The following is a 26731-nucleotide window of genomic DNA, read 5'->3' as shown; positions in this document are numbered from 1 at the left end:
ATGAAACTCCGGTTTGACACTGCGGTGTTGAATTAGAGGAACCAGACCATATTTAGGTACCGTAGTTTTGACGGCCGGAAGGCCTACTGACTAACTAGACCAACGAGGTGACCAGATGGCTTTGACGCCAGAAGACGTTGTCAACAAGCGCTTTCAGCCGACCAAGTTCCGCGAAGGCTACGACCAGGACGAAGTTGATGACTTCCTGGACGAGATCGTCGTCGAACTTCGGCGCCTGAACCAGGAGAACGACGAGCTCCGCAAGAAGCTCGCCGAATCCGGCGCCGGCACGCCTGCCAGCTCCGCCGCCGCCGCACCTGTGGTGGAAAAGGTCCCGGCGCCCGTCAAGGCCGAGAAGGAAGACACCGCCAAGGCCGAGGCCGAGGCCAAGGCAAAGGCGGCCGCAGAAGCTGCCAAGAAGAAGGAAGCCGAGCAGGCTGCCAAGGCAGCCCAGGCAGTCGAACCGGCACGTACCGCTGCAACCCCGGCTTCCGAGTCCGCCGCCGGCCTGCTGGCCATGGCGCAGCAGATGCACGACAAGCACGTCGCCGACGGCGAGCAGCAGCGGGACAAAATCATCGCTGAAGCCCAGATCGAGGCCAGCAGCCTCGTCAACGATGCGCAGGAAAAGTCCCGCAAGATCCTTGGTGCCCTCGAGCAGCAGCGCTCCGTGCTGGAACGCAAGGTCGAGCAGCTTCGCGGCTTCGAGCGTGACTACCGCTCACGCCTGAAGGCCTACATCGAAGGCCAGCTCCGGGACCTGGATGCCCGCGGCTCCGTTGCGGCCCCTGAGGTCGAAGCCAATAGCTAGGCAAAAAGCAAAGTATTCTGAAAGTCGGTGGCTGAGGTTTCCTCGGCCGCCGGCTTTTCACTTTCCCGCAACGTGCCGCCACCGGTCCGGTGCCCGGCGCTAGCCGGGAAACGGACCCCCGGTCTCCGCACTGGCTCCCGAACGAAAGCCCTATGACTGACGCATCATCACCAGACGCCATGCAGCCTGTCGAGGCGGCACAGCCTGTGCACCCCCGGCCGCGCCGGGCAAAGCTGTTTGCCCTGTTCGCTGCCTTCGCGGTGTTCGCCTACGTGTTCGACCAGCTGACCAAGCTCTGGGTCACCAGCACCATGACCGAGGGCGAGCGGATCCCCGTTTTTCCGCCGCTGCTGCACTGGTTCTACATCCGTAACTCCGGCGCCGCGTTCTCGATCGGCGAGAACGTCACGTGGGTGTTCACGATCATCATGGCGGCCGTGTCCGTCGCGATCTTGCTGCAGCTGCGCAAGCTCGGCTCGCTCTGGTGGGCGTTGGCGCTGGGGCTGCTCCTCGGCGGCGCACTCGGCAATCTCACTGACCGGCTGTTCCGCGAGCCGTCCTTCGCGATGGGCCACGTGGTGGATTTCATCCAGCTCCCAAACTTCGCGATCTTCAACATCGCCGACTCGGCCGTGGTCTCCGCCGTCGTAATTATCTGCCTGCTCACCCTCCGCGGGATCTCCCTGGACGGCTCACGCCACACTAAGGATACGGTGGCCAAAGATGTCTGAAACTACCTCAGGAAACGCCGCAGGACGCGCCGCGGAGGAAGTGCCGCAGGATCTGGCGCCGGACGTCGCTGACAGCCGTGCAGACGACCTGGCCGACGACGCGTCTGACGACGTGGCGGCAGATGCTGCCGGTGAAGCCGGTGCTGCAACTGCCGGGCACCGGCAGTTCACCGTCCCGGAGGACCTTGCCGGCTCCCGCGTGGACGCCGGCCTGGCCAGGCTGATGGACATCTCCCGCTCCCAGGCAGCCACGCTGATCGCCGAGGGCAACGTCACCAGCAATGCCAAGCCGGTCGGGAAGTCACTCAAGCTCACCCTCGGCACCGTGCTCGACGTCGTTGTGCCGGACCGCAGGGATCCCCTGGAAATCGTGGAGGAAGTTGTGGACGACCTGTTGATCCTGCTGGACGATGACGAATTTGTTGTCATCGACAAACCGGTGGGCGTGGCAGCGCACCCCTCTCCCGGCTGGGTGGGGCCCACGGTGGTGGGTGGCCTCGCCGGTCTCGGGTACCGGATCTCGACGTCGGGCGCCCCCGAGCGTGCCGGCATCGTCCACCGGCTCGACGTCGGCACCTCCGGCGTCATGGTGGTGGCAAAGACCGAAAACGCCTACACCGTGCTCAAGCGGGCCTTCAAGGAACGCACCGTGGACAAGGTCTATCACGCCGTGATCCAGGGCCTTCCTGATCCGCTGGCGGGCACCATCGACGCGCCCATTGGCCGCCACCCTGGCCACGACTGGCGGTTCGCCGTCATCGAGGACGGCCGTGATTCGGTGACGCACTACGAGGTCCTGGAAGCCTTCGGGAAGGCCTCCCTGGTGGAGGTGCACCTCGAAACCGGCCGCACCCACCAGATCCGTGTGCACTTTGCGGCCCTGCGGCACCCCTGCGCCGGTGACCTCACCTACGGCGCTGACCCGCGGCTGGCCGCCACCCTCGGGCTGACCCGGCAGTGGCTGCACGCCCGGGAACTCTCTTTCGACCACCCGCGGACGGGGGAGCGCGTTACCGTGGCCAGCGAGTACCCGCAGGACCTGAGGTACGCGCTCGAGGTCCTGGAGTCCGGGAACGCCTGAGCCGTCCGGGCGGGGCGGCCTGATCCGCTCCAGTCCTGGGTCTTGCTCCTGGTTTGGGCCGGCGGATCCGGCGCTCTGTCCGGCATGTTCCGCTCCCGCCGTCGTGGTTGCACGCCGCCGTCGTGGGTCGGCACTAGAATGGTGCGGTGACTTCCAGCAACGACTCGTTTGTCCATCTCCACAACCACACCGAGTACTCGATGCTGGACGGTGCCGCCCGGCTCGGTGAGCTGTTCGACGAAACCGAGCGGCTCGGCATGCCGGCCCTCGCCACGACGGACCACGGCTACCTGTTCGGCGCCTTCGACTTCTGGAAGCGGGCAACCGACCAGGGTATCAGGCCGATCATCGGCGTCGAAGCCTATGTGACTCCCGGGACCGCGCGCACGGACAAGACCCGTGTGCGGTGGGGCGAGGAGCACCAGCGCAAGGATGACATTTCCGGTGGTGGCTCCTACACGCACATGACCCTGCTCAGCTACAACAACGTGGGCATGCGGAACCTTTTCCGGGCCTCCTCGATCGCCTCGTTGGACTCGGTCTTCGGCAAATGGCCCCGGCTGGACCGTGAGTTGCTGAACACGTACTCGGAAGGGCTCATCGCCACCACCGGCTGCCCGTCCGGTGAAGTCCAGACCCGGCTGCGCCTGGGCCAGTACCGCGAAGCGGTTGAGGCCGCGGCCGAGTTCCGCGACATCTTTGGCGCGGAGAACTACTTCTGCGAGCTCATGGACCACGGCCTGGACATCGAGCGGCGCGTCACCGGTGACCTGCTGCGCCTGGCCAAGGACCTGAATCTGCCGCTCGTGGCCACCAACGACCTGCACTACACGCACGAGCACGACGCGAAGGCGCATGAGGCCCTGCTGGCCATCCAGTCCGGCTCCACCCTCCTGGAGCCGACCTATGACAACGGCGGCTCGCGCTTTGCCTTCTCCGGCAGCGGCTACTACCTGAAGTCACCGCAGGAAATGCGGGAGCTGTTCCGCGACCACCCGGAGGCGTGCGACAACACGCTCCTGATCGCCGAGCGCTGCGAGGTCTCGTTCAACACCGGCGCCAACTACATGCCCCGGTTCCCCTGCCCGGAGGGGGAGGACGAAACGTCCTGGCTGGTCAAGGAAGTCGACAAGGGACTCCAATACCGCTATCCCCAGGGCATCCCGGACAAGGTCCGCAAGCAGGCCGACTATGAGCTGGAAGTCATCACTTCCATGGGCTTCCCGGGCTACTTCCTGGTGGTGGCCGACTTCATCAACTGGGCCAAGAACAACGGCATCCGCGTCGGTCCCGGGCGTGGCTCCGGTGCCGGCTCCATGGTGGCGTACGCCATGCGTATTACCGACCTTGACCCGCTGCACCACGGCCTGATCTTCGAGCGCTTCCTCAACCCGGACCGCGTCTCCATGCCTGACTTCGACGTCGACTTCGATGACCGGCGCCGCTCCGAAGTGATCGACTACGTCACGCGCAAGTACGGCGACGAACGCGTGGCGATGATCGTCACCTATGGCACCATCAAGACCAAGCAGGCCCTCAAGGACTCCTCGCGCGTGCTGGGCTACCCGTTCAGCATGGGCGAGACGCTGACCAAGGCGCTTCCGCCGGCCGTGATGGCCAAGGACATTCCGCTGGCCGACATCCAGAACCCCCAGTCCAAGCGCTACAGCGAGGCCGGGGACTTCCGCCAGCTGATCAGCACGGACCCGGAGGCTGCCAAGGTCTTCGAGACGGCGCTGGGCATTGAGGGCCTGAAGCGGCAGTGGGGCGTGCACGCCGCCGGTGTCATCATGTCCTCGGACCCCATCATCGACGTGATTCCGATCATGCGCCGGTTCCAGGACGGCCAGGTCATCACCCAGTTCGACTATCCGACGTCCGAGGGCCTCGGCCTGATCAAGATGGACTTCCTCGGGCTTCGAAACCTGACGATCATTTCCGATGCCCTGGAAAACATCAAGATGAACCGCGGCGTCGACCTCGACCTCGAAACTCTCGAGTTGGATGACACGGCATCCTACGAGCTGCTGGCCCGGGGTGACACGCTGGGCGTTTTCCAGCTCGACGGCGGACCCATGCGCTCCCTGCTCAAGCTGATGAAGCCTGACAACTTTGAAGACATCTCCGCCGTGCTGGCCCTCTACCGGCCCGGACCCATGGGCGCCAACGCGCACACCGACTACGCGCTGCGCAAGAACAAGATCCAAGAGGTCATCCCGATCCACCCGGAGCTCGAGGAGCCGCTCTCCGAAATCCTCGGCGGGACCTACGGGCTGATCGTGTACCAGGAGCAGGTCATGGCCGTGGCGCAGAAGCTTGCCGGCTATACCCTGGGCCAGGCCGACATCCTGCGCCGCGCCATGGGCAAGAAGAAGAAGTCCGAGCTGGACAAGCAGTTCGCCGGCTTCTCCCAGGGCATGCAGGACAACGGCTATTCCATGGCCGCGGTCAAGACTCTCTGGGACATTCTGCTGCCGTTCTCCGACTACGCCTTCAACAAGGCGCACTCGGCCGCCTACGGCGTGATCTCCTACTGGACGGCGTACCTGAAGGCGCACTATGCGCCGGAGTACATGGCTGCCCTGCTGACCTCGGTGGGTGACGACAAGGACAAATCGGCCATCTACCTCAACGAATGCCGGCGCATGGGCATCACGGTGCTGCCGCCCGACGTCAATGAGTCAGCCCTCAACTTCACCCCTGTTGGCACCGACATCCGCTTCGGCATGGGCGCCATTCGCAACGTCGGCGTGAACGCCGTTGAAGCCATGGTGGTGGCGCGCGAAAAGGAAGGCGTCTACACGTCCTTCAAGGACTACCTCCTGAAGGTCCCGGCGGTGGTCTGCAACAAGCGCACCATCGAATCCCTGATCAAGGCCGGCGCCTTCGACTCGCTGGGCCATCCCCGGCGGGCCCTGGCCATGATCCACGAAGAGGCGATCGACTCCGTCATCACCCTCAAGCGCAACGAGGCGATCGGCCAGTTCGACCTCTTCGCCGGCTTTGAGGACCAGGAGCCCGAGGCCTCGCTCAGCACGGAAATCCCGGACCTGCCGGAATGGGAGAAGAAGGACAAGCTGGCGTTCGAACGCGACATGCTCGGCCTCTACGTCTCCGACCACCCGCTGCAAGGACTGGAAGGGCTCCTGAGCCAGCACGCCGACCGGTCAATCACCTCGATCATCGCCGAGGACGGCCCGCCGGACGGCTCGATCGTGACCATCGCGGGCATGATCACCTCGCTCAGCCGAAGGATCGCCAAAGCCAGCGGCAACGCCTACGCCCGCGCCGAGATCGAGGACCTCGCCGGTTCCATGGAGGTCATGTTCTTCGGCCAGGTCTACGGCCCTATCGCCTCGGTGCTCGCGGAGGACCTGATCGTGGTGGTCAAGGGACGCCTGCAACGGCGCGACGACGGCGCCGTCACCTTGAACTGCATGGAACTTTCCGTGCCGGACCTCAGCGACAGCCAGAACGGGCCCGTGGTGATCACCATGGCCACGCACAAGGCCACCGAGGCCGTGGTCACGGAGCTGGGCGACGTGCTGCGCACCCACCGCGGAAACTCCGAGGTCCGGCTGCACCTGCAGGGCGACAACCGGGTGGAGGTCATGGGCCTACCGGTGCATTTGCGCGTCAACCCGAGCCCGTCCCTATTTGGCGACTTGAAGGTTCTGCTCGGCCCGACCTGCCTGGACAACTAGCGCGGGGGAGTGGCCCCGGGGCTTTCAGTTCCGGCCACTGGTGCGGGCGGCCAGCGCCGCTCACCAGTGGCCGGCCGGGGCCGTCGGATCTCGGCGCTCAAATTTCGTAGTCGAGCGGAACGGGCTGGCTGTAGGCCCCGGAGTGGTAGAGCAGGGGAGCGCCGTCTTCGCCGACCTGGCCCTCCACTACCTCGACCACCACAACGGCGTTGTTCTCGAAGGAGAGCCGCATCTGGACCTTGCCGATCAGCCAGCCGCTGACTCCCTTGAGCACGGGCACCTCGTGGGGGCCGAGCTCCCAGTGGTCGCCGTCGAACCGGTTGCCGGCCCGAGCAAAGCGGTCGGCGAGCTCCTGGTTCTCCAGCCCAAGCATGTGCACGCCAATGTAGGTCGTGTTCGCCACCGCCGGCCACGAGCTGGAGGTCCTGGCCATGTTGAACGTGAAGCGCGGCGGCTTGGCGGACAGCGAGGCCACTGAGGTTGCCGTGAATCCGAAAGGCACGCCGTTGTGGTTGGCCGTGATGATGGCCACGCCCGCCGCGTGCCGGCGGAACATTTCCTTGAACGTTCCCTCGAAGATTCCTTCATCTGTGGCCACTGCGATCCAACTCCCTGCTGCACGTGCGTGTGGTACTTCCTACACTGCCAGCGTATTGCGCCAGTGATCGAGGTACGGCATTTTGTTTACTTCCGCCGTCATGTGCTGCCGGGGCTTCGCCATGCGCCGGCAGAATCCTTGTTACGGTTTGTTGCATGACACAGCCCGCAGTAGACGGCCCCGTCCACCACGCCGGGGAGCCCGCGCAGCCGGTCCGGCCCGAGAATCCCGAACAGCAGTCCGGACCCGGCGGGACCCCGTGGCGGAAGGCCGCGGTCATCGCGGCCGCCGGTGTCCCGGTGGGATTGCTCTGGTGGCTGCTGGCGCCGTCGGGCCTGAATCTCCTGACGGGAAATCCGGACCTCGCCGCCGGCACCAACACCGCCACGTGGCTGCCCAGGGACCTGGTGCTGGCAGGGCTGTGCCTGCTCGCCGGGTGCATCGCCGGGTCCTTCGTCGCCGGCACCAAGCACCACCAGCCCGGCGCCGGCACCGTCATCCTGGTGGTCCTCGCCGGCGCGGCAGGCGCGCTCATCGCCTGGGGAACCGGCGTGCTCAGCGCCCAGTGGTGGGGCGCGCCGGCGGATACCTCGGCCAGCGCCAGCGTCGCCTTCTCACTGCGCTCCTACGCGGTCCTCGCCATCTGGCCCGCGGCGATCGCCCTGGCCATCTTCCTGAACAGCCTCTTCCCTGGTTCCGGCGGCAAACCCCGCCGCTGAAGCCAGTGCCGGCCCGCCGCGGCAGGACACGTAAAATGATCGGGTGAGCCAAACTCCTGACAGCCCCGTGACCCCGATGACCGCCGCCCTCAACTTCCGCACGGTGGACGTGCGGGGTGCCCAACTGTCCCTCGCCGGGCTCCGCGCTGCCGTGCCCCGGGCCCAGTCCGGCACCATGGCCGACGCCGAGGGCAAAGTCCTGGACATCATCTCCGCCGTCCGCTCACGCGGCTTCGGCGCACTGCGGGAGCTGGCACTGGCCTTCGACGGCGTCGAGCAGGGGCACCCCCGGGTCCCGGCCGAGGCGCTGCGGGCGGCCCTGGAGGGCCTGGATCCGGCCGTGCGCGCGGCACTCGAGGAGTCCATCAAGCGGGCCCGCGCGTTCGCCGACGCCCAGCGCCCGGCGAACATCGACGTCGAACTCGGCGTTGGCGCCGTCGTCAGCCAGAACTGGGTGCCGGTGGCGCGGGTGGGGCTCTACGTCCCCGGCGGCCTGGCGGTCTACCCGTCCTCGGTGATCATGAACGTGGTCCCGGCCCTCGCCGCCGGCGTCGAATCAATTGCGCTGGCCTCGCCGCCGCAAAAGGATTTCGGCGGCCTCCCGCACCCCACAATCCTGGCCGCCGCCTGCCTGCTCGGCATCGATGAGGTCTACGCGATCGGCGGGGCGCAGGCCATCGCCGCCTTCGCCTACGGCATCTCAGTGGACCCGTCCGACGCCGGCAACCTCCCCGGGATCGACCCCGTTGATGTCGTGACCGGTCCGGGCAATATCTTCGTGGCGACGGCCAAGCGGCTGGTCAAGGGGGTTGTGGGGATCGATTCCGAGGCCGGCACCACGGAGATTGCGATCCTCGCGGACTCCACCGCCAACCCCGCCCTCGTGGCCGCAGACCTCATCAGCCAGGCGGAGCACGACCCCAAGGCGGCATCGGTGCTGTTCACCGATTCCGAGGCCCTCGCCGCCGACGTCCGCGTGGAACTTGAACGGCAGGCCGCCGCCACCAAGCACTCCAGCCGCGTCCTCGAGGCACTCTCGGGCCCGCAGTCCGGCGTGGTCCTGGTCGAGGACATGGAGCAGGGCATCGCCGCCTGTGACGCGTACGCCGCGGAACACCTCGAAATCATGACCGCCGATGCCGCCGCCGTGGCCGGCCGGATCCGCAGCGCCGGTGCGATCTTCGTGGGGGACTACAGCCCCGTGAGCCTGGGCGACTACTGCGCCGGCTCCAACCACGTGCTGCCCACCAGCGGCACGGCGGCCTTCTCCTCTGGACTGAACGTGACCACGTTCTTGCGGGCCATCCAGGTCATCAACTACACCCGGGCCGCGTTGGAGCAGGTCAGCGACCACATCGTCAGCCTCTCCGGCGCGGAGGACCTGCCGGCGCACGGCGAGGCCGTTACAGTGCGGTTCGCCGCCCCGTAGACAGGGCCCAGACCACTACATGTAGTAATTACAGGCTTGTTATTCAGCTACATCTAGTCGTAAACTGGGGACAACAGGGCAGCGCTGACTGCGGATTGCGACAGGGGAGGAACCGACATGTATTGCCCGTTCTGCCGAAACCCCGATTCGCGTGTTGTGGACAGCCGGATCGCTGACGACGGCTCCGCCATCCGCCGCCGCCGTCAGTGCCCCGAATGCGGCCGTCGGTTCACCACAGTGGAAACCACCAGCCTGACCGTCATCAAGCGCTCCGGCGTCGGCGAGCCCTTCAGCCGCAGCAAAGTCATCAACGGCGTCCGCAAGGCCTGCCAGGGCCGTCCGGTCACCGAGGACGATCTCGCCCTGCTGGCGCAGGAAGTCGAGGAAACGATCCGGGGCTCCGGCGCCGCCGAGATCGATGCCCACGAAGTCGGGCTGGCAATACTGGAGCCGCTGCAGCGCCTCGACGAGGTCGCCTACCTGCGGTTCGCCAGCGTCTACCAGGCCTTCGAATCGCTCGAGGACTTCGAATCGGCGATTTCCCTTTTGCGCCACGAGGCCGAGACCAAGGGCCGGGACGGCAAGAACCCGGACAAGCGCCCCCTCCAGGCGCCGTCGTAGGTTCAGCGCCGTCGTAATTCTTGTGAATCATATGTCCTAGTGTCTGTGTCCTAGGATCCACCACAGACTCCGGTGGTGGCAGCGGAGGGGAAGCCGCGGCCACCACCGGCTCCAAAAAAATTGAGCTATCACTCCGGGTCGTTCCCAGCTTTCAGAACGACCCGGAGTGATAGCTCAATTGGCCTTTATAGCCCAATGGGCCTTTATTTGGCCAGCTTGTGCTTCAGCGCAATCTCGATGGCCGCGCCCACGATCCCGGCGTCGTTCTTCAGCTCGGCCGGGACGATCGGAGTGCGGAGCTTCATGTGCGGCAGGTACTCGTTGGCGCGCTTGGAGATGCCGCCGCCCACGATGAAGAGCTCGGGGGAGAACAGGAACTCCACATGGGAAAAGTAGCGCTGCAGCAGCACGCTGTACTGTTCCCAGCTGAGGCCGTCGCGCTCACGGGCCACGGCCGAGGCCTTGGTCTCGGCGTCGAAGCCATCGATCTCCAGGTGGCCGAGCTCGGCGTTGGGGACCAGCTTGCCGTCGAAGATGAAGGCCGAACCGATGCCGGTGCCAAGGGTGATGACCAGGACGGTGCCGTCGATTCCCTCGCCGGCACCGAAGCGGGCCTCGGCGAGGCCGGCGGCGTCGGCGTCGTTGATGACCTCCACGGGGCGGCCCAGACGCGCCGTGAGCATGCCATCGATGTCGGCTTCCAGCCAGGACTTGTCCACGTTCGCGGCCGAGTGGACCACGCCGTGCTGAATGATGCCGGGGAAGGTGACTCCCACGGGGCTGCTGGCATCGGGGGCGTCGGGTCGTGCCGTGAGCTCAGCGACAACCAGGGCCACCACTTCGGCCACGGACTCGGGGGTGGAGGGCTGCGGCGTGGGGAAGCGCACGCGGTCACCGATCAGCTTTCCCTTCTTCAGGTCCACGATCCCGCCCTTGATACCGGTCCCGCCGATGTCAATGCCGATCAGGGGTGCGTGCTTCTTCGACTTTTCGTCCTTCTTGGCCAATGTCGTTCCGTTCGTGGCAGGGGCGGGCTGTGGTGACCGGGCGGGCCGGCAGGTGAAAGTGCGGGAGGTTCAGGGAAACAGCGTGTGGAGCGGTCGGTCAGGGCAGCGTGAGGACCTCGGCGCCGGACTCCGTGACGAGCAGGGTGTGCTCGAACTGGGCAGTGCGCTTGCGGTCGCGGGTCACCACGGTCCATTCATCGGCCCACATGTCCCAGTCAACGGTGCCCAGGGTCAGCATTGGCTCGATCGTGAACACCATACCGGTTTCTATGGTGGTGTTGTATGCGGGCGCGGCGTCGTAGTGCGGAATGATCAGCCCGGTGTGGAATGCTTCGCCGACTCCGTGTCCGGTAAAGTCACGGACCACGCCGTAGCCGAAGCGTTTTGCGTAGGACTCGATGGTCCGGCCGATCACGTTGATCTCGCGTCCCGGAGCTACGGCCCGGATGGCGCGGTTCAGGGATTCCCGGGTGCGCTCGACGAGGAGGCGGGATTCCTCGTCGACATCGCCGACCAGGAAGGTGTAGTTGGTGTCGCCGTGAACGCCGCCGACGAAGGCCGTGATGTCGATGTTGAGGATGTCGCCGTCCTGGACCACTGTGCTGTCCGGGATTCCGTGGCAGATGACCTCGTTGAGGGACGAACACAGGGATTTCGGAAAGCCCCGGTAGCCGAGGGTGGACGGATACGCGTTGTGGTCCAGCAGGAACTCGTGGCCCACCCGGTCCAGGTGGTCGGTGGTGACGCCGGGTTCGATGTGCTTGCCGACCTCCACGATGGCCTGGGCAGCTATTTTGGAGGCGATCCGGATCTTTTCAATGATCTCTGCCGACTTGACCTCTGAGCCGGTGAACTTTGCCGGAGCCGGCTTGCCCACATATTCCGGACGCGGGATGGACGGCGGTACGGGAAGCTGCGGGCTCACTGTCCCCGGGACAAGCGTGCCGATGGGTGCAGTTGAGGCTAGAGAAGGCATAGATTGATCATATAAGCCCCCGGGCTCTGCCCGGAAAATAGAGCCCGGAAAACAGAGCCCGGAAAACAGAGCCCAGAAAACAGAGCCCGGAAAGTAAGGCCCGGAAAACAGAGCCCGGAAAACAGGGGGCGGAAAATACCTCCGGGAAGAGCAGGAAAACCGCAGGAAATCATCCGGACAAACAGTGAAGGAACCCCCGATGCCCGAATACTGGTACAACGTCAATACTCACGAGATCGAGGAAGACGCGATGTCCGACTGGAGTCAATTGATCGGACCGTACAAGACCCGTGAGGAAGCCGAACACGCCCTGGAAAAGGTTAAGGCGCGTAATGAGGCGTGGGACAAGGACGAGGACGACTAGTCCGCTCCGCCTGCCGCGCCAGTGAGGGCATCCCAGGCTGTCGCGGACCGGACACCGGGCATGGGGACGGCTTTTTCTCGGCCCGTCATTCTCACCCTGTGAGGGTGAGTGCCTGCCGGTTGCGGCCAGCCATACTGAGAAAATGCCGACGAGCGTTATGCGCACCCGCGGCGCCCGAGTCACCGACCTGGCCAGGCTGGCCGTTGTCTGGGCTGCCTCGACGGTAGCCCTCATTATCACCGGCGCGCTGTTGCCTGGCTTCTCGGCAACCAGCTGGTGGGCTTACGCCGCCGTGGCAGCGGTGGCCGGCATCGTCGGTCTGGTCCTGCGCCCGGCGCTGGTGGAGGTTTCCGCCAGGGTGGGCTGGCCGGCGGTGCTTCTGATTGCTTTCATCGGGCAGGCCCTGATCATGTACGTCGCCATCAGACTGGTGCCCGGCATCGAGTCGACGGCATGGACCGCGCTTGCCGCAACCTGGGTCAGCGCCGTCGTGGGTACGCTGATCTCGTGGGCCACTACGGCCGGAACCGATGACGGACTCATCACCTCACTGGCCGGAAGGGCACGCCGGCAGGAAACGGTGAGCGATCCAGAGGTTGACGGCGTCCTGTTCGTGCAGCTCGACGGTGTCCCCTTCCCGGTGCTGCAGTGGGCGGTCCAGTCCGGGGCAGTGCCCCATATCCGGCGCTGGCTGACATCGGGGGATTACCAGTTCCGTGAATGGACTCCGCAGCTGCCATGCACCACGCCAGCCAGCCAGATGGGCATTCTGCACGGCACCGTAGATGGAATCCCCGCCTTCCGCTGGTACGACCGTGAGCTCAAACGGGTCCTGGTGGCCAACCGTCCGGCCGACGCCCGGGTGATCGAGGAAAGACACAGCACCGGCAAAGGCCTGCTCTGCGACGACGGCGTCTCCATTTCCAACTTGTTCACCGGTGACGCGCCCCGATCGCTCTTGACGATGAGCCGGGTGGAGGCCCGGCGCGGCTCCACCCAAACCCGCCGTGCGTTCGCCTGGTTTTTCGCTTCGCCGAACGGATTCATGCGCAGCTTCACGCGGACAGTCGGGGAGATCCTCAAGGAGCGATGGCAGGCCCGGAGGCAGGTCAAACGGGATCTCAACCCGCGGGTGCATCGAGACTGGACCTTCGCCCTGCTGCGGGCAGTCACCAACGGCCTGCTGCGGGACCTGAACACCGCTTTGGTGGCGGAAGAACTGCGTCGCGGCACGAAGAGCATCTATGTCGATTACGTCGACTACGACGAGATCGCCCACCACGCCGGCATGTTCCGGCCCGAATCGCTCGCAGCCCTGGATGGCCTGGACCGCACGCTCGGATCACTGGCCCAGCTCGCCGGTACAGCGCCCCGCCGCTATCGGCTGGTGGTGCTCTCGGACCACGGCCAGTCCCAGGGCACCCCGTTCGCGGACCGGTATGGCCAGGCCCTCGGCGAGCTGTGCGCGGAACTCATGAACGAACAGGTTCAGAACGTGGACGCGTCCGTCGAAGGGCTCGGCCGCGCGGACTCCATCGCCGGTGACATCGCGGCCGGCGGGATGACCGGGAAACTGGCCGGCCGTGCCGACGAGGTGCTGACCAAGGCACAAGAGACGGAGGCACAGCAGGCTTCTGGCGCAGGCGGCGACGCCGAGGATCCGGTGGTCGTGTTGGGCTCCGGCAACCTGGGCCTGGTCTACGTCCGGGGCGACCGGCGCCTCACTCTCCAAGCCCTCGAGAGTCAGTGGCCAGCCCTGATCCCCGGCCTGGCGGGCCATCCGGGCGTCGGCTTTGTCGCGGGCATCGATGAGGACGGTCGGGCGTGGGCGATCGGAAGCGGCGGGCGGCTCGACCTCGCCAGCGGCGCGGTCGAAGGCAGCGATCCGTTGGCTGGCTTCGGGTCTCACGCGGCACGGGTGCTCGCCCGTGCGCTGCTGCACCCCGAGGCACCGGATCTGTATGTCAACAGCACGGTCGATCCCGTGACCGACGACGTCTCAGCGTTCGAAGGCCTCGTCGGATCCCACGGAGGCCTCGGCGGCTGGCAGGACCGCGCCGTGCTGATCGGTCCGGCCGATCTCATGGCGGGGCTGCCCGAACGGATCGAAGGCGCCGGAGAGCTCCACCGGGTGCTGGTGACGATGCTCGAGTCCTGCGGCCAGCGGTCAACGACGGCGTTCCACGGCTAGTGACGGGGTTGAGTGGGCGGGGCTGAGTGGGCGGGGCTGAGTGGGGGGCGTTGATTGTCTGGGTTGGGCGACTCACGCGGGCATCACCCAGGACTCGCCGGGAGCGAGGACCACTGCCGTGCAGCCAGGAGCCTGCTCCGCTATCGCGTCCGCAAACCGCTGCCCGGGCTGCTCAAGCCAGCCCTGGGCAAAGTGGGTGACGAACGGAGGGTGAAGCGTTCCCCAGTGCACCGGGATGGCGAATCGCGCACCGCTCATCGCGACAGCCCGGGCGGCGCTTTCCGGAGACAGGTGCCCGGCCGAGAGCCTGGGTCCCCACCCCCAGACCGGTACCAGGGCGACATCGATCGGCCCTCCCGCCATGGCGGGAATCGCGGCCATCTCCGGATACAACCCCGTGTCCCCAGCGATCCAGACGATGCCTGATGGTCCCCGAACGAGCTGGCCATTGGCGTCGTTGGGACGGTGCGGCATGGGGCGGCTGCGATGCTCGGCCGGGACTTGGCGAATCTTGACCCTGCTGCTTACCGGGGTCCAGTCGTCACCCAGCGGAACTGTGTGCGTCAGCTTTCGGCGACGCAGCCAGTCAACGTTCGCCGGAGCGCTCATCAACGCCGCCCCGCGCAGCATGCGCAGGGAGCGCAACTCGGTGTGGTCGTGGTGCAGGTGGGAAAGGAGCACCGCGTCCGGCCGACTCCACGACGCCGGATCCGGCCGCGGTGCCAGACGACGCAGCAGCCCGGCATGAGGACGAAGCAGCGGATCGGTCAGGACCCGCACCCCGTCGAGATCCAGAACCACCGTGGAGTGACCAAGCCAGGTGATTCTCATGCCGGGCGTAGCTGTCGCGTCAGGCCAGCGTCAGGCCAGGGCCTTTGCCTTCAGGGAATCAAACTCGGTCTGGTTGATGGCTCCGGAATCGAGCAGCGCCCTGGCATCGGCGATCTGGGCGGCCGGGCTGGCTGAGGTGCCTGCAGCCTGCTTGATGTACTCCTGCTGGGCGGCCTGTTGCTCGGCCAGCGCCTTCATCTGACGATCGGCCATGCTGCGGCCCCGGGCGATCAGGTAGATGAGGGCGCCGAGCCAAGGCACGAAGACCAGCAATATTACCCAGCCGGCCTTGGCCCAGCCGCTCAGCGTGTGGTCGCCGAACATGTCAATCAGGCAGCGGAACCACACCATCAGTGCGGCGATCCAGATGAAGAACCAGAAACTCCACAGGAGAACGTCCCAGAAGTTTGTTGTGTCCATCGCTACTCCTCCAATCGTGTCCGCCGGAGCCGGACCCCGCGCTTCGCGCATGAAACCGTCCGGGCCGGCGGAGCATCTGCTGAGGCCCTGATGCAGACCTTAAGGTCAGCCTGACCTCCGCGAAGGCGCAACGCATCGTCCGTGAAGGATGAGGTGTGGGCTCTGGCGCCGGGCTGATTCCTGGATCCGGAGGGACCGAGGCCCGCAGGCGCGTCTAGAAGGAGTGCTCGGGGCCGGGGAACTGGCCGGAACGGACGTCCTCGCCGTATGCCTTGGCCGCGTCGCTGAGCGAGGCCCGCAGGTCCGCGTACTGCTTGACGAATTTCGCCATCTTTCCGCCGCGCAGGCCCGCCATGTCCTGCCACACCAGGACCTGTCCGGTGGTGGCGCTGCCGGCGCCGATGCCGACAGTGGGGACCTCGACGGCGGCATCCACGGCGGCCGCAGTGGCGGCCGGCACCATTTCCATCAGTACGCAGAACGCGCCGGCGTCCGCCAGCGCGACGGCGTCGTCGATCAGCCGCTGGGCGTCATTGCCGCGGCCCTGGACGCGGTAGCCACCGAGGGCGTGCTCGCTCTGCGGGGTGAAGCCGATGTGTGCCATGACCGGGATGCCGGCCTGGACCATGGCGCGGACGGTCTCGGCGTAGAACTTTCCGCCTTCGATCTTGACCGCGTGGGCCAGGCCCTCCTTGAGGAACCGCACGCCGGTGGCCACCGCCTGCTGGGCGGAGACCTCGTAGCTGCCGAACGGAAGGTCGGCGACCACCAAGGCCCGCCGCGCGGAGCGGGCCACGGCCCGGCACAGCGGCAGGAGTTCGTCCACAGTCACGGGGAGGCTGGTCTCGTTGCCGAAGACGTTATTGGAGGCCGAATCGCCCACCAGCAACACCTCGATGCCGGCCTGGTCAAAAATCTCGGCGGTGTACTGGTCATAGGCGGTGAGCATCGCGAAGCGCTCACCGCTGACCTTGGCCTGATGGAGGTGATGCGTGCGGATCCTGGCCACCGGTTTCCGGGACGCGTCCGCCGATCCCGCACTGGTGCCCGTGCTCCCGGAGGGGACGGCCGCGGAGTCCGCTGCCGGCCCGTTGCCGTAGGGGGCCGCAAGTTCTGCGGGCGTGCTGGAATCAGAGCTGTTGCTGGTGGCCATGCCACGAGCGTAATGCGATACGGGTCTACGCAGCTACCGGGGAACATCCCGGTGGCCAGTGAATCACGTCACACCCCATGGTCCATGAGGCGGTGCAGCGCCGCCGCACGCAGCGAAATCGTCGGCCGTTGTGTTAACGGTGTGTTACGCGGGGGCCCGGCTTCAGCAATCGGTGGCAATGCTTAGTAAAGTGAACGGTGAGCAGCCGCGGGGCCCAAGAATGGCGGGCCTGGGGCGGATGGAAGAACCGGAAAGAGGCCAGTATGGACCGCCAGCAAGAGTTTGTCCTGCGGACGATCGAAGAGCGCGATGTGCGGTTTGTGCGCCTTTGGTTCACCGACGTCGTGGGATCGCTCAAGTCCGTGGCCCTGGCCCCGGCCGAGGTGGAAGGCGCCTTTGAGGAAGGACTCGGATTCGACGGGTCATCGATTGAGGGCCTGGCCCGCGTCTTTGAATCCGACATGCTCGCCCAGCCGGATCCGGCCACGTTCCAGATCCTGCCGTGGCGCGGCGAGACCGAGGCCACCTCGCGGATGTTCTGTGACATCCTGACCCCCGACGGCGAACCCTCCACAGCGGACCCGCGCAACGTCCTCAAGCGCACGCTGGCCAAGGCCGCGGACATGGGCTTCACGTGCTACACCCACCCCGAGATCGAGTTCTACCTGCTCAAGTCCCAGCAGCCGGGCCCCGACGGATCGCCCATCCCAGTGGACGAGGGCGGCTACTTTGACCACGTCCCGGGCGGCGTGGCCCAGGATTTCCGCCGGACCGCCGTGACCATGCTCGAATCCGTCGGCATCTCCGTGGAATTCAGCCACCACGAGGCCGGGCCGGGCCAGAACGAGATCGACCTGCGCTACGCGGACGCCCTGCAGACCGCGGACAACATCATGACGTTCCGGACGGTCATCAAGGAAGTCGCGCTGCAGCAGGGCACGTATGCCACCTTCATGCCCAAGCCCTTCACCGCCCACCCGGGCTCCGGCATGCACACGCACTTCTCGCTCTTTGAAGGAGACACCAACGCCTTCTACGAGGCCGGTGCAGAGTTCCAGCTCTCCGAGACGGCGCGCCAGTTCATTGCCGGCATCCTCAAGCACGCCCCCGAATTCACGGCGGTGACCAACCAGTTCGTGAACTCCTACAAGCGGCTTTGGGGCGGGGGAGAGGCGCCGAGCTACCTGAGCTGGGGCCACAACAACCGCTCCGCGCTGGTCCGCGTCCCGCTGTACAAGCCCGGCAAGGGCCAGTCCGCGCGGATCGAATACCGCGGCATCGACTCCGCAGCCAACCCCTACCTGGCCTACGCCGTGCTCCTCGGCGCCGGCCTCAAGGGCATCGAGGAGGGCTACCAACTCCCCGCAGCGGCAGAGGACGACATCTGGTCGCTGAGCTCGGCGGAACGCCGCGCCATGGGCCACGACCCACTGCCGGCGAGCCTGCACGACGCCATCCGGACCATGGAGGATTCCGAGCTCATGCCGCAGATCCTCGGCGAACAGGTGTTCGAGCACTTCCTGCGCAACAAGCGTGCAGAATGGCAGGACTACCGCCTCCAGGTGACGCCCTACGAGCTGCAACGCAATCTCGGTATTCTGTAGGCTGCCCCAATGAGCCTGGCACGACGCCTCATTGCCGCCGGCTTCAGTGATCTCGACAAGGGCGAGCGGTTTCTGGCGGCCCGGGAACTGGAGGGGCTCGACCAGGATGCCCTGTTCGCGGGGCTGCAGCTGGCGGCGAACCCGGACACGGCACTGCAGTCCCTGGTCCGGCTGATCGAGAAGCATCCGGAGCTGCGCAAGCTTGCCGTCGCGGACCCGGAAAGCAGCGAACCGCTGTACCGGGTCCTGGGGGCCTCCGAGGCGCTCGGTGAGTTCCTCATCCGCCACCCCGAGCACCTCGACGCCTTCGAGGTGCGGATCAGCCCCGAACCGCTGGCCGCGGACGCCGCGACCCTGCGGGCCCGGTTACTGCAGTCGGTGCGGGCCGACCCCAAGTTGGCCCGGCCGGTGGCGGCCCTTAGCGGACAAGAAGCCTACGCCGCCCTGCGGACCGCCTACCGGCGCGGGCTCGTGGAACTCGCCATCAAGGACCTGTGCGCAGCTGACCCGCTGGACTTTATGCCGGCCGCGGGTGCGGAACTGGCAGATCTCGCCGGCGCCGCCCTCGAGGCGGCCCTCGCCGTGTCCCGGGCCGAGGCGGCGGAGAAGTTCGACGCGGCGGAGGTGGCCGACGTCGGTCTCGCCGTGATCGGCATGGGCAAGTGCGGTGCCCGCGAACTGAACTACATCTCCGACGTCGACGTCATCTACGTGATCGATTCCGGTGCGCTGGAGGACACCCTCGCCACCACCATCGGCACGGTTCTGGCTTCCGGGATCTCGCGGGCGATCATGTCCACGAGCCGCGAACCGGGGCTGTGGGAAGTGGATGCGAACCTCCGGCCCGAGGGAAAGTCCGGGCCGCTGGTCAGGACCCTTGCCTCGCACGAAAGCTATTACGCGCGCTGGGCCGAGAGCTGGGAGTTCCAGGCCCTCCTGAAGGCCCGGACCATTGCCGGCGACCCCGGCCTGGGCGCCCGTTACGAAGCTGCCGTGATGCCGTTGATCTGGTCCTCGGCCGGCCGGGAAGGCTTCGTCGAATCCGTCCGCGCCATGCGCCGCCGCGTCACCGAGCACATTCCGGCCGAGGAGGAGCAACGGCAGATCAAGCTGGGCCGCGGAGGACTGCGGGACGTCGAATTCACCGTCCAGCTGCTCCAGCTCGTGCACGGCAAGTCCGATGAATCGCTGCGCTGCCGGGACACTACCTCGGCCATCGCCGCGCTCTCCGCCGGCGGCTACATCGGCCGCTCCGACGCCGCGGAGTTCGACCGCGACTACCGCTACCTGCGCCTGCTCGAACACCGGATCCAGCTGTTCCAGCTGCGCCGGACCCACCTCATGCCGGCCAACGAAGCGTCGCTGCGCTCCCTCGCCAAGGCCGTCCTGGGGCCGTTCTCGGCCGAGCGGCCCAAGCCGGACGCCCTGGTCGCGGCCTGGCGACAGACCAAGCGCTCCGTGCGGGAACTCCACGAACGCATTTTCTACCGCCCGCTGCTCAATTCCGTCGCCACCCTCAGCAGCGAAGAGGCGCGCCTGACCCCGGAAGCCGCCCAGGGCCGCCTCGCGGCCCTCGGGTACCTCGATCCCCGCGGCGCCATGCGGCACATCGAGGCCCTCACCGCCGGCGTGAGCCGCCGCGCCGCGCTCCAGCGCCAGCTTCTGCCCATCTTGCTGGACTGGCTCGCCGACGGCGTGGACCCCGACGCCGGGCTGCTCGCCTTCCGGCGCGTCAGCGAGGCCCTTGGCACGACGCACTGGTATCTGGGCATGCTCCGGGATTCGACGGCCGCGGCCGAGCGGCTCTGCCACGTGCTGGCCAACTCCCGGCTGATCGCGGACCTGCTGGAGGTTTCGCCCGAGTCCGTGGCGTGGCTGGGCACGGACAAGGAACTGGTGCCGCTCAGCTTCGAATCCCAATGGCTCGAGATCACCTCGAAGATGTCCCGGCACGCCGACCCGGAGAGCGCCATGCGGCTGATCCGGCTGATCCGGCGCAGGGAAATCCTGCGGGTGGCCATTGCGGACAGTGAGGGGCTGCTGGACCAGGATCAGGTGGGGGCAGCCCTCGCCGACACGGACCGCGCAGCCGTCCTGGGGGCGCTGCGCGTGGCGGAGACGATCATCACCGCCGAGGAGCCGCTGAAGACGCACGTGCTGGTGGTCGCGATGGGCCGCCAGGGCGGCCGGGAGATCGGCTACGGCTCGGACGCCGACGTCATGTACGTCCACCGCGGACTCCCGGGCGTGCCGGAAGAGGAGGCGCAGGCGCAGGCCGTGCAGATCGTCGGCAAGCTCTCCAGCCTGCTGACCCAGCCGCTGAAGCCGGCGATCCTGGCCGAACGGGTGCTGGCCGTGGACGCGGACCTGCGCCCCGAGGGCAAGAGCGGGCCCATGGTGCGGACCCTGGAGTCCTACGCCGAGTACTACCGCCGGTGGTCCCTCGTCTGGGAGGCCCAGGCGCTGCTGCGGGCGCGCCCGATGGCCGGCGACGATGATCTGGCAGAGGATTTTGTGGCGCTGATCGATACCGTCCGGTACCCGGAGTCGCTCTCTGACCAGGACGTGCGGGAAGTCCGGCGGGTCAAGGCCAGGGTCGAGGCGGAACGCCTGCCGCGCGGGGCCGATCCCGCCCGGCACCTGAAGCTTGGCCGGGGCGGGCTGAGCGACGTCGAATGGCTGGCCCAACTGCTCCAGCTTCAGCACGCCGGCACGCACCCCGAGCTGCGGACCACGTCCACCGTGGAGGCCCTCGAGGCGGCCGCTGCCCTGGACCTCATCGACGCGGCGGACACCGTGGTCCTCCTCCGGGCCTGGCGGCTGGCGAGCCGGATCCGGTCGGCCAACGTCATCTGGACCGGCCGGTCCTCGGACCTGCTGCCCTCCTCCCGTCGCGACCTTGAGGCGGTGGCCCGCTGGTGCGGCTACGGGCAGGGCAACGCCGCGGCGCTGGAAGAGGACTACCTCCGGCTGAGCCGGCGGGCCAGGGCAGTTTTCGAGCGCGTCTTCTACGGCCAGTAATGCCTGCCGGCTGGGACGCGGCTGCCGAAAAGCCCTACTGACACGATTGCCGCGCGGTGCTACCTTGGGCGGATGGCCAGGCAACTGTTTGTGAACCTTCCCGTCCGGAATCTCGATACGACCGTTGAGTTCTTCACGGCGTTGGGATTCTCCTTCAACCCCGACTTCACCGATGAGAACGCCACCTGCATGATCGTCAATGACGGCGCATACGTGATGCTGCTCGTCGAGTCCTACTTCAAGACCTTCACCTCGAAGTCGATCGCCGCGACGGCGGACAGCGCCGAGGCCATCATGTCCTTCTCGCTGAAGAGCCGCGAAGCCGTGGACGAGGCCATCCGCACCGCCCTGACCTCCGGCGGCACGGCGTCGGAAGAGGCCCAGGACTACGGCTTCATGTACACGCACAGCTTCCAGGATCCGGACGGCCACCTTTGGGAAGTCTTTTGGATGGATCCGGCCGGTCCGCCCAAGGACGCGGCCCTGTAGCTGCGTCACTCCCGGCGGCCTGCGCCGCCTGCGCGGGTAGGCTGGCTACATGGCTGGACATGTGTGGCTGCTGCCCTTGAAGAACCTCGACGACGACGCCCGGGCCATCAAGCTGGGGGAGATCGCGCTGCTGGAGCTCGGTGAGGGGCAGCAAAGGTTCGTTGGCGAGCCGCTGCGAATGATGCTGATCGCGCTCGAGGAAGAGTCCCGACACCCGTTCGCCGTGGATGAGAACGGCACCGCCGTCGGCGTGCTGACGCTCCAGGCCGGTGCCGCGACCCTGGCCGGCTGGCCGGACGACGACTCCGCCTGGCTGCTGCGGGGCTTCCTGATCGACCGGCGGCAGCAGGGCCAGGGCCTCGGCACCCTCGCCGCGGAGGCCGCAGTGCGGGAGGCCGCCAAACTGACGGCGGGCCTCCGCCGCGGCCAGGCCGGCGTCGTTCTCTCCGTCAACGAACTGAACCCCGGCGGGCTGGCCGCCTACCGCAAGGCCGGATTTGAGGACCGCGGCCGCTACGAAGGCGGCGACGCCGGCCCGCAGCGCATCATGTACCGGGCCTTCTGATCCAGGCATTTTGATCCGGGGCGTCCTGGGACCGTGCTGGTATCTCGCCCGCCCTAAGGGGCCTTGCGGGCGACAATCCGGCTCACCGAGGCACGCAGCGGCCGGATGACCCAGACCAGGCCGGCGGCGATGAGAACGCCGGCGATCCACAGGGCTAGTGGCAGCGGGTTTGCGGGGCTTGTGCTGGCCGCCTGTGCTGTGGTGGCGGCGGGCCCGGATGTGGATGAAGGAGCCGGGCTGGCGGTGGCAGCCGGTGCCGTGTCGGCAGGCGCGGCGTCCGCGGGGGCAGCTACTGCGGCCGCGCCGGCAGCGTCAGCGACCGGCGACTCGGCCCGCGAGGCAGCCTGGGGCTGGACGAAACCACCACCGGCCCGTGCAGGAACGAGGTTGGACGAAGAAACATTGCGGGTTGTTGGCTGGACTAGCTCGGCCTGACGGATGGGAGCCTGCGGGGCCGGGGTAGGAGCCTGGGCCGGGGCCGGGGCGGGTGCCTGCTTCACGGGAGCCGGGGCCTGCTCGATGGGGGCCGGTGCGGGAGCTGGCTTCACGGGTGCGGGGGCCGGTGCGGGAGCGGGCTGACCGCCGTCGTCAACCGTGTCGCCCTCGACGATGTCGTTGTATAGCGTCGATTGGGTATTCGGCGAGTGTCCGGGAGCCGTTGCAGTGACCTGCGCCCGGATCTGATGGCCCTGATCCGCGGCCACGACAGTGTAGGTCGCCCGGCTTGCCCCGGTGATCTTTTGGCCGTCCCGCTCCCACTGGTAGCTGAGGGTAATCGGCTCACCGTCTGCATACCAGCCGCCGCTGCCCTCCACATTGAGGGTGTCGCCGACCTTTGACCCGCCGGCCAACCACATTTCATCTGTGGGGTGGATGTACCCGGGGGTGACGGCAGGGGCTGTGTTGGACTTGGACACGCTGCCTTGACCCGGCTGGCCGCCGGTCACCTTGAGGGTGACCACTTTGCCCAGGTCGGCAGTCCTGATCTTGTAGGTATCGGTGGTGGCGCCCTCGATGTCCAAGCCATCGGCTTGCCACTGTAACGCCACAGCGTCGGGTGACCACGCGCCCAATTCGTTGAGCTCCAGGGTGAATCCGACCCTCGACCAGCCCGACACGTCTGGAGCTTCGCCGGTGATGATGATGGCCGGGCTGGCCGTATACACCACCGTGTTGGTGGCACTGACTATGGGGGACGGCAGGGTGGTCGCCACCGCGTCCGTCAGCCCGGCGGCGGAGCCGGTCACGCGCAGGGCCAGCGCCCGGCCGTCATCGGCCGCGGTGATTTCGTAGGTTTCGTCCCTGGCACCGGGAATGCTGACTCCGTCGCGAAGCCATTCGTACTTGAGCGTTTGAGCCCGCACCCATTCGCCGGGATACGACGTGACGGTCTGTCCCACCTTGAGGATTCCGGTGAACGTGGGGCGTTCCAATACCCGGACCATGGTGCGGCCCGCGGCACCTTCGCCGAAGTCCCGGCACTTCTGCCCGCTGGCAGAATCCCAGCAGGCATAAGTGGCCTGGGCCGGAGCTGCGAAGCCGATGGCCGACAAAATTATGGCAGCACCGGCGGCCGAAGCCGTGCGCGCAAGAGTTCCCATGAACATTTCCCCCAAAGAATGCCCTCGCCGTGTGCGGGAAGGGACCATGGCAAATGCTACAAGAGAAACACGTCGGCTCTTGTCATCCGCCGCCCATGCGGAGAAATCGGTGCCACAGGGCGCCGTCGCGATTACGGCTCCGGACAACAGAGAGTTGCCCCGGCTGCCTTATGTGAAGGTCCTGTTCAGCATCGCTGAGCCGTACATGGACTACCCGACTACCAGCCGGAATGGCGCCGGTAGGAACTGGACTAAAAGCGCCGGTGGGACCCGCCAAAGGACCGGTGACGCATCCCTACTTCCTCGGATCGTTTGTCCTCGGCCCGGTCGCGGTAGTAAAGGAAGGTCAGGAAGGCCGCCATCAGGATGATCGCAGCCACGCCTAATCCTGCGATCAACAGAACAACATCCCCGGAAACCTCGGGCGTGTCTAGGGACGCCATTGGGTTCATAGTTTTATGCAACTCCGAACCCTGTCCAGGCACAAGCGGTTTCTGATTGGGGCTTCCAAAGAACCGACTGATCCGCAAATAAGTGCCGGGCAAACGAAAACGGCCCTCCTGCCCGAATCGGGTGGGAGGGCCGTTTTTGTATCTGCGTTCTTGCGGACTGTCTGCGGACTATGCCAGATTCAGCCGTGTGATCTTACTAGACGCCGTAGTAGAGCTCGAACTCGTACGGGTTCGGGCGCAGTGAGAGCGGACGGATCTCGTTCTCGTACTTGTACTCGATCCAGGTGTCGATCAGGTCCTGGGTGAAGACGCCGCCGGCCTGCAGGAACTCGTTGTCCTCGGCCAGTGCATCCAGGGCCTCCTCGAGGGTGCCCGGAGCCTTGGGGATGTCCTTGGCTTCTTCGGCGGGGAGCTCGTAGAGGTCCTTGTCGATCGGAGCCGGGGGTTCGATCCGGTTGCGGATGCCGTCGATGCCAGCCATCAGCTGGGCGGCGAAAGCCAGGTACGGGTTGGAGGAGGGGTCCGGCGCGCGGAACTCGATGCGCTTGGCCTTCGGGTTGGAGCCCGTGATCGGGATACGGATACCGGCGGAGCGGTTGCCCTGCGAGTAGACCATGTTGACCGGAGCTTCGAAGCCCTTGACCAGGCGGCGGTAGGAGTTCACCGTCGGGTTGGTGAAGGCCAGGACTGCGGAGGAGTGCTTCAGCAGGCCGCCGATGTACCAGCGGGCGGTGTCGGACAGGCCGGCGTAGCCCTTCTCGTCGTAGAACAGCGGCTCGCCACCGGTCCACAGCGACTGGTGGCAGTGCATGCCCGAGCCGTTGTCACCGAAGACCGGCTTCGGCATGAAGGTCACGGACTTGCCCCAGGCGTCGGCGGTGTTCTTGATGACGTACTTGAACTTCTGCAGGTCATCAGCCGCGTGGGTCAGGGTGGTGAACTTGTAGTTGATCTCAGCCTGGCCGGCGGAGCCGACTTCGTGGTGGCTGCGCTCGACCTCAAGGCCGGCCTCGTCCAGGGCAACACACATGGCGTCGCGCAGGTCGGCCTGCTTGTCGGTGGGGGAGACAGGGAAGTAACCGCCCTTGATGGGGGTCTTGTAGCCGAGGTTTCCGCCCTCTTCCTCACGGCCGGTGTTCCAGTGCGCTTCCTCGGAGTCGATCTTGTAGAAGCTGCCCTGGGGCGAGGACTGGTACTGGACGTTGTCGAAGACGAAGAACTCGGCCTCGGGGGCGAAGAACGCGGTGTCGGCGATGCCGGTGGAAGCCAAGTAGGCCTCTGCCTTCTCGGCCACGCCGCGGGGATCGCGGTGGTACGGGTCACCGGTACGCGGGTTCACGATCGAGAAGTTCAGCGCAAGGGTCTTCTCCATGCGGAACGTGTCGATGAACGCCGTCGTGACGTCCGGGATGAGCTGCATGTCAGACTCGGCGATGCCCTGGAAGCCGCGGATCGAAGATCCGTCGAACAGCTGGCCGTTGACGAAGAAGTCGGCGTCAACGCTCTTGGCGGGCACGTTGAAGTGCTGCTGAACGCCAGGGAGATCGGTGAAGCGGATATCGACGAATTTGATGTCTTCGTCCTTGATGAACTTGAGGACTTCGTCCGCAGTCTTGAACATCTATGCTCCTTACGCATATGAAAAATCTGGCCGTCAGGCACATTGGTCCAGCGCAGTCCAACAAGCGGGGAAGCAAAAAAGTTCCCCCGCTTCGCAGTCGCTAGCAACTGTTACCACCCTAAGGACATGGGATTTCCCCGCAGTGTCCGCATTGTTTCAGGGAGGTTACAGAATGCCCTGACACGTAAACGCTAGCCGCCGGTCCACACTGTGGCCTATACGGTCCACAGTGTGACACCCTACCGCCCACACTGTGGACATGCCAGAGCCGATAAGATTGGAGGGTGGTTGATCGCAAAGACATCGGTTCATGGCTCACCGGTCCGGATACATCCGGCATCTCCAGGTACCCGGGGGAGCGGCTGGGACTGCCCGACGCCGGGCCGGGATCGATCGCCCGCGCCGGCCGGCGCATCCTGGCCATCTGCATTGACTGGGGCATCGCGCTGTTGATCAGTAATTTCGCCTTCGCCGGCGATTCCTGGGCCACCCTCGCCGTGTTCGCCATCGAGCAGATCCTGCTCATCGGCACCCTCGGCTATAGCATCGGCCACCGGATCGTCGGAATCCACGTGGTCCGGCTGGGCGGAGGCCCGGCGGGCCCGCTCGCGGCCCTGGTGCGCACCCTGCTGCTGTGCCTGGTCATCCCTGCCGTCATCTTCGACCCGGACCAGCGCGGCCTCCACGACAAGGCCATGAATACCGTGCTCGTCCGGATGTAGCTTTCGCTGAGGGCCCGACG

Annotated in this window: 23 protein-coding genes; 14 read left to right on the top strand and 9 right to left on the bottom strand. The window is 66.4% G+C overall.

Annotated features, from left to right (window positions below):
* Window positions 1-115 precede the first annotated feature (115 nt).
* The 4 genes from ACFRJ8_RS20260 (at window position 116) to dnaE (ending at window position 6327) form a co-directional block, all read left to right on the top strand.
* Window positions 116-811, top strand: a complete 696-nt coding sequence (locus tag ACFRJ8_RS20260) for a DivIVA domain-containing protein (RefSeq protein WP_277526898.1) — start codon at window positions 116-118, stop codon at window positions 809-811.
* A gap of 152 nt (window positions 812-963) precedes the next feature.
* Entirely contained in the window at window positions 964-1542 is a 579-nt protein-coding gene (gene lspA / locus ACFRJ8_RS20255; RefSeq protein WP_377988166.1) for a signal peptidase II, read from the top strand.
* 112 nt (window positions 1543-1654) lie between these two features.
* A complete protein-coding gene (locus tag ACFRJ8_RS20250; protein WP_377988226.1) occupies window positions 1655-2623 on the top strand; it encodes an RluA family pseudouridine synthase in 969 nt (322 codons plus the stop codon).
* A gap of 146 nt (window positions 2624-2769) precedes the next feature.
* A complete protein-coding gene (gene dnaE, locus ACFRJ8_RS20245) occupies window positions 2770-6327 on the top strand; it encodes a DNA polymerase III subunit alpha (protein ID WP_377988165.1) in 3558 nt (1185 codons plus the stop codon).
* A gap of 97 nt (window positions 6328-6424) precedes the next feature.
* Here dnaE and ACFRJ8_RS20240 read toward each other — a convergent pair whose 3' ends face one another.
* Window positions 6425-6883: a flavin reductase family protein gene (locus ACFRJ8_RS20240; RefSeq protein ID WP_377988225.1), complete on the bottom strand. Its 459-nt coding sequence runs from the start codon at window positions 6881-6883 to the stop codon at window positions 6425-6427.
* Between the two features lie 197 nt (window positions 6884-7080).
* Here ACFRJ8_RS20240 and ACFRJ8_RS20235 point away from each other — a divergent pair, with 197 nt between their 5' ends.
* From ACFRJ8_RS20235 to nrdR, 3 genes are all read left to right on the top strand, one after another.
* A complete protein-coding gene (locus ACFRJ8_RS20235) occupies window positions 7081-7644 on the top strand; it encodes a hypothetical protein (RefSeq protein ID WP_377988164.1) in 564 nt (187 codons plus the stop codon).
* A 76-nt stretch (window positions 7645-7720) separates the two neighbouring features.
* A complete protein-coding gene (gene hisD / locus ACFRJ8_RS20230; protein ID WP_377988224.1) occupies window positions 7721-9073 on the top strand; it encodes a histidinol dehydrogenase in 1353 nt (450 codons plus the stop codon).
* A gap of 117 nt (window positions 9074-9190) precedes the next feature.
* Window positions 9191-9694 carry a transcriptional regulator NrdR gene (gene nrdR, locus ACFRJ8_RS20225; protein WP_377988163.1) on the top strand — a complete coding sequence of 168 codons (504 nt, stop codon included), beginning with the start codon at window positions 9191-9193 and terminating at the stop codon, window positions 9692-9694.
* A gap of 203 nt (window positions 9695-9897) precedes the next feature.
* On the opposite strand, the gene ppgK is transcribed toward nrdR, so the two are convergent.
* Complete coding sequence (gene ppgK, locus ACFRJ8_RS20220; RefSeq protein ID WP_277526904.1) at window positions 9898-10701, bottom strand: polyphosphate--glucose phosphotransferase; 804 nt, start codon at window positions 10699-10701, stop codon at window positions 9898-9900.
* Between the two features lie 97 nt (window positions 10702-10798).
* Entirely contained in the window at window positions 10799-11677 is an 879-nt protein-coding gene (gene map / locus ACFRJ8_RS20215) for a type I methionyl aminopeptidase (protein WP_377988162.1), read from the bottom strand.
* 199 nt (window positions 11678-11876) lie between these two features.
* On the opposite strand from map, the gene ACFRJ8_RS20210 reads away from it, so the two are divergent.
* Together ACFRJ8_RS20210 and ACFRJ8_RS20205 are read left to right on the top strand one after the other, a co-directional pair.
* Entirely contained in the window at window positions 11877-12041 is a 165-nt protein-coding gene (locus ACFRJ8_RS20210; protein ID WP_018772367.1) for an SPOR domain-containing protein, read from the top strand.
* 142 nt (window positions 12042-12183) lie between these two features.
* A complete protein-coding gene (locus ACFRJ8_RS20205) occupies window positions 12184-14232 on the top strand; it encodes an alkaline phosphatase family protein (protein ID WP_377988161.1) in 2049 nt (682 codons plus the stop codon).
* Between the two features lie 72 nt (window positions 14233-14304).
* On the opposite strand, the gene ACFRJ8_RS20200 is transcribed toward ACFRJ8_RS20205, so the two are convergent.
* The 3 genes from ACFRJ8_RS20200 to panB form a co-directional block, all read right to left on the bottom strand.
* Window positions 14305-15063: an MBL fold metallo-hydrolase gene (locus ACFRJ8_RS20200; RefSeq protein WP_377988160.1), complete on the bottom strand. Its 759-nt coding sequence runs from the start codon at window positions 15061-15063 to the stop codon at window positions 14305-14307.
* Window positions 15064-15093: 30 nt separating this feature from the next.
* Window positions 15094-15483 (bottom strand): SHOCT domain-containing protein, encoded by a 390-nt coding sequence (locus ACFRJ8_RS20195; protein WP_377988159.1) that lies wholly within the window; start codon window positions 15481-15483, stop codon window positions 15094-15096.
* Between the two features lie 214 nt (window positions 15484-15697).
* Complete coding sequence (gene panB / locus ACFRJ8_RS20190) at window positions 15698-16636, bottom strand: 3-methyl-2-oxobutanoate hydroxymethyltransferase (protein ID WP_377988158.1); 939 nt, start codon at window positions 16634-16636, stop codon at window positions 15698-15700.
* 263 nt (window positions 16637-16899) lie between these two features.
* Between panB and glnA (ACFRJ8_RS20185) the strand changes: the two genes are divergently transcribed.
* The 4 genes from glnA (ACFRJ8_RS20185) (at window position 16900) to ACFRJ8_RS20170 (ending at window position 22315) form a co-directional block, all read left to right on the top strand.
* Window positions 16900-18240, top strand: a complete 1341-nt coding sequence (glnA, locus tag ACFRJ8_RS20185) for a type I glutamate--ammonia ligase (protein WP_377988157.1) — start codon at window positions 16900-16902, stop codon at window positions 18238-18240.
* A 9-nt stretch (window positions 18241-18249) separates the two neighbouring features.
* Window positions 18250-21261 carry a bifunctional [glutamine synthetase] adenylyltransferase/[glutamine synthetase]-adenylyl-L-tyrosine phosphorylase gene (locus ACFRJ8_RS20180; protein ID WP_377988156.1) on the top strand — a complete coding sequence of 1004 codons (3012 nt, stop codon included), beginning with the start codon at window positions 18250-18252 and terminating at the stop codon, window positions 21259-21261.
* Between the two features lie 72 nt (window positions 21262-21333).
* Window positions 21334-21750 carry a VOC family protein gene (locus ACFRJ8_RS20175; RefSeq protein ID WP_377988155.1) on the top strand — a complete coding sequence of 139 codons (417 nt, stop codon included), beginning with the start codon at window positions 21334-21336 and terminating at the stop codon, window positions 21748-21750.
* 49 nt (window positions 21751-21799) lie between these two features.
* Window positions 21800-22315 (top strand): GNAT family N-acetyltransferase, encoded by a 516-nt coding sequence (locus tag ACFRJ8_RS20170; protein WP_377988154.1) that lies wholly within the window; start codon window positions 21800-21802, stop codon window positions 22313-22315.
* 53 nt (window positions 22316-22368) lie between these two features.
* Here the strand turns inward: ACFRJ8_RS20170 and ACFRJ8_RS20165 are convergent, their stop codons facing one another.
* From ACFRJ8_RS20165 to glnA (ACFRJ8_RS20155), 3 genes are all read right to left on the bottom strand, one after another.
* The gene (locus ACFRJ8_RS20165; RefSeq protein ID WP_377988153.1) at window positions 22369-23916 is read right to left on the bottom strand and encodes a hypothetical protein; all 1548 of its coding nucleotides are present in this window, start codon (window positions 23914-23916) and stop codon (window positions 22369-22371) included.
* Between the two features lie 251 nt (window positions 23917-24167).
* Window positions 24168-24296, bottom strand: a complete 129-nt coding sequence (locus tag ACFRJ8_RS20160) for a hypothetical protein (RefSeq protein ID WP_377988152.1) — start codon at window positions 24294-24296, stop codon at window positions 24168-24170.
* 268 nt (window positions 24297-24564) lie between these two features.
* Window positions 24565-25989 carry a type I glutamate--ammonia ligase gene (gene glnA / locus ACFRJ8_RS20155; RefSeq protein WP_277526917.1) on the bottom strand — a complete coding sequence of 475 codons (1425 nt, stop codon included), beginning with the start codon at window positions 25987-25989 and terminating at the stop codon, window positions 24565-24567.
* 284 nt (window positions 25990-26273) lie between these two features.
* Here glnA (ACFRJ8_RS20155) and ACFRJ8_RS20150 point away from each other — a divergent pair, with 284 nt between their 5' ends.
* Window positions 26274-26711 (top strand): RDD family protein, encoded by a 438-nt coding sequence (locus tag ACFRJ8_RS20150; protein ID WP_377988151.1) that lies wholly within the window; start codon window positions 26274-26276, stop codon window positions 26709-26711.
* Window positions 26712-26731: the final 20 nt, after the last annotated feature.

Source organism: Arthrobacter sp. NPDC056886 (assembly GCF_042788715.1).
Classification (GTDB): domain Bacteria; phylum Actinomycetota; class Actinomycetes; order Actinomycetales; family Micrococcaceae; genus Arthrobacter.
Note: the sequence above shows the minus strand (reverse complement) of the source record. Positions and strands in the feature narration are given on the sequence as shown.

What these genes read in the sequence shown, in the direction of transcription:
- ACFRJ8_RS20260 (WP_277526898.1), top strand. Translation starts at nt 116, where the DNA reads ATGGCTTTGACGCCAGAAGACGTTGTCAACAAGCGCTTTCAGCCGACC.
- lspA (WP_377988166.1), top strand. Translation starts at nt 964, where the DNA reads ATGACTGACGCATCATCACCAGACGCCATGCAGCCTGTCGAGGCGGCA.
- ACFRJ8_RS20170 (WP_377988154.1), top strand. Translation starts at nt 21,800, where the DNA reads ATGGCTGGACATGTGTGGCTGCTGCCCTTGAAGAACCTCGACGACGAC.
- ACFRJ8_RS20180 (WP_377988156.1), top strand. Translation starts at nt 18,250, where the DNA reads ATGAGCCTGGCACGACGCCTCATTGCCGCCGGCTTCAGTGATCTCGAC.
- map (WP_377988162.1), bottom strand. Translation starts at nt 11,677, where the DNA reads ATGCCTTCTCTAGCCTCAACTGCACCCATCGGCACGCTTGTCCCGGGG.
- glnA (WP_277526917.1), bottom strand. Translation starts at nt 25,989, where the DNA reads ATGTTCAAGACTGCGGACGAAGTCCTCAAGTTCATCAAGGACGAAGAC.
- ACFRJ8_RS20235 (WP_377988164.1), top strand. Translation starts at nt 7,081, where the DNA reads ATGACACAGCCCGCAGTAGACGGCCCCGTCCACCACGCCGGGGAGCCC.
- ACFRJ8_RS20175 (WP_377988155.1), top strand. Translation starts at nt 21,334, where the DNA reads ATGGCCAGGCAACTGTTTGTGAACCTTCCCGTCCGGAATCTCGATACG.
- ACFRJ8_RS20165 (WP_377988153.1), bottom strand. Translation starts at nt 23,916, where the DNA reads ATGGGAACTCTTGCGCGCACGGCTTCGGCCGCCGGTGCTGCCATAATT.
- ACFRJ8_RS20205 (WP_377988161.1), top strand. Translation starts at nt 12,184, where the DNA reads ATGCCGACGAGCGTTATGCGCACCCGCGGCGCCCGAGTCACCGACCTG.
- ACFRJ8_RS20210 (WP_018772367.1), top strand. Translation starts at nt 11,877, where the DNA reads ATGCCCGAATACTGGTACAACGTCAATACTCACGAGATCGAGGAAGAC.
- ACFRJ8_RS20240 (WP_377988225.1), bottom strand. Translation starts at nt 6,883, where the DNA reads ATGTTCCGCCGGCACGCGGCGGGCGTGGCCATCATCACGGCCAACCAC.
- glnA (WP_377988157.1), top strand. Translation starts at nt 16,900, where the DNA reads ATGGACCGCCAGCAAGAGTTTGTCCTGCGGACGATCGAAGAGCGCGAT.
- panB (WP_377988158.1), bottom strand. Translation starts at nt 16,636, where the DNA reads ATGGCCACCAGCAACAGCTCTGATTCCAGCACGCCCGCAGAACTTGCG.
- ACFRJ8_RS20195 (WP_377988159.1), bottom strand. Translation starts at nt 15,483, where the DNA reads ATGGACACAACAAACTTCTGGGACGTTCTCCTGTGGAGTTTCTGGTTC.
- hisD (WP_377988224.1), top strand. Translation starts at nt 7,721, where the DNA reads ATGACCGCCGCCCTCAACTTCCGCACGGTGGACGTGCGGGGTGCCCAA.
- ACFRJ8_RS20200 (WP_377988160.1), bottom strand. Translation starts at nt 15,063, where the DNA reads ATGAGAATCACCTGGCTTGGTCACTCCACGGTGGTTCTGGATCTCGAC.
- nrdR (WP_377988163.1), top strand. Translation starts at nt 9,191, where the DNA reads ATGTATTGCCCGTTCTGCCGAAACCCCGATTCGCGTGTTGTGGACAGC.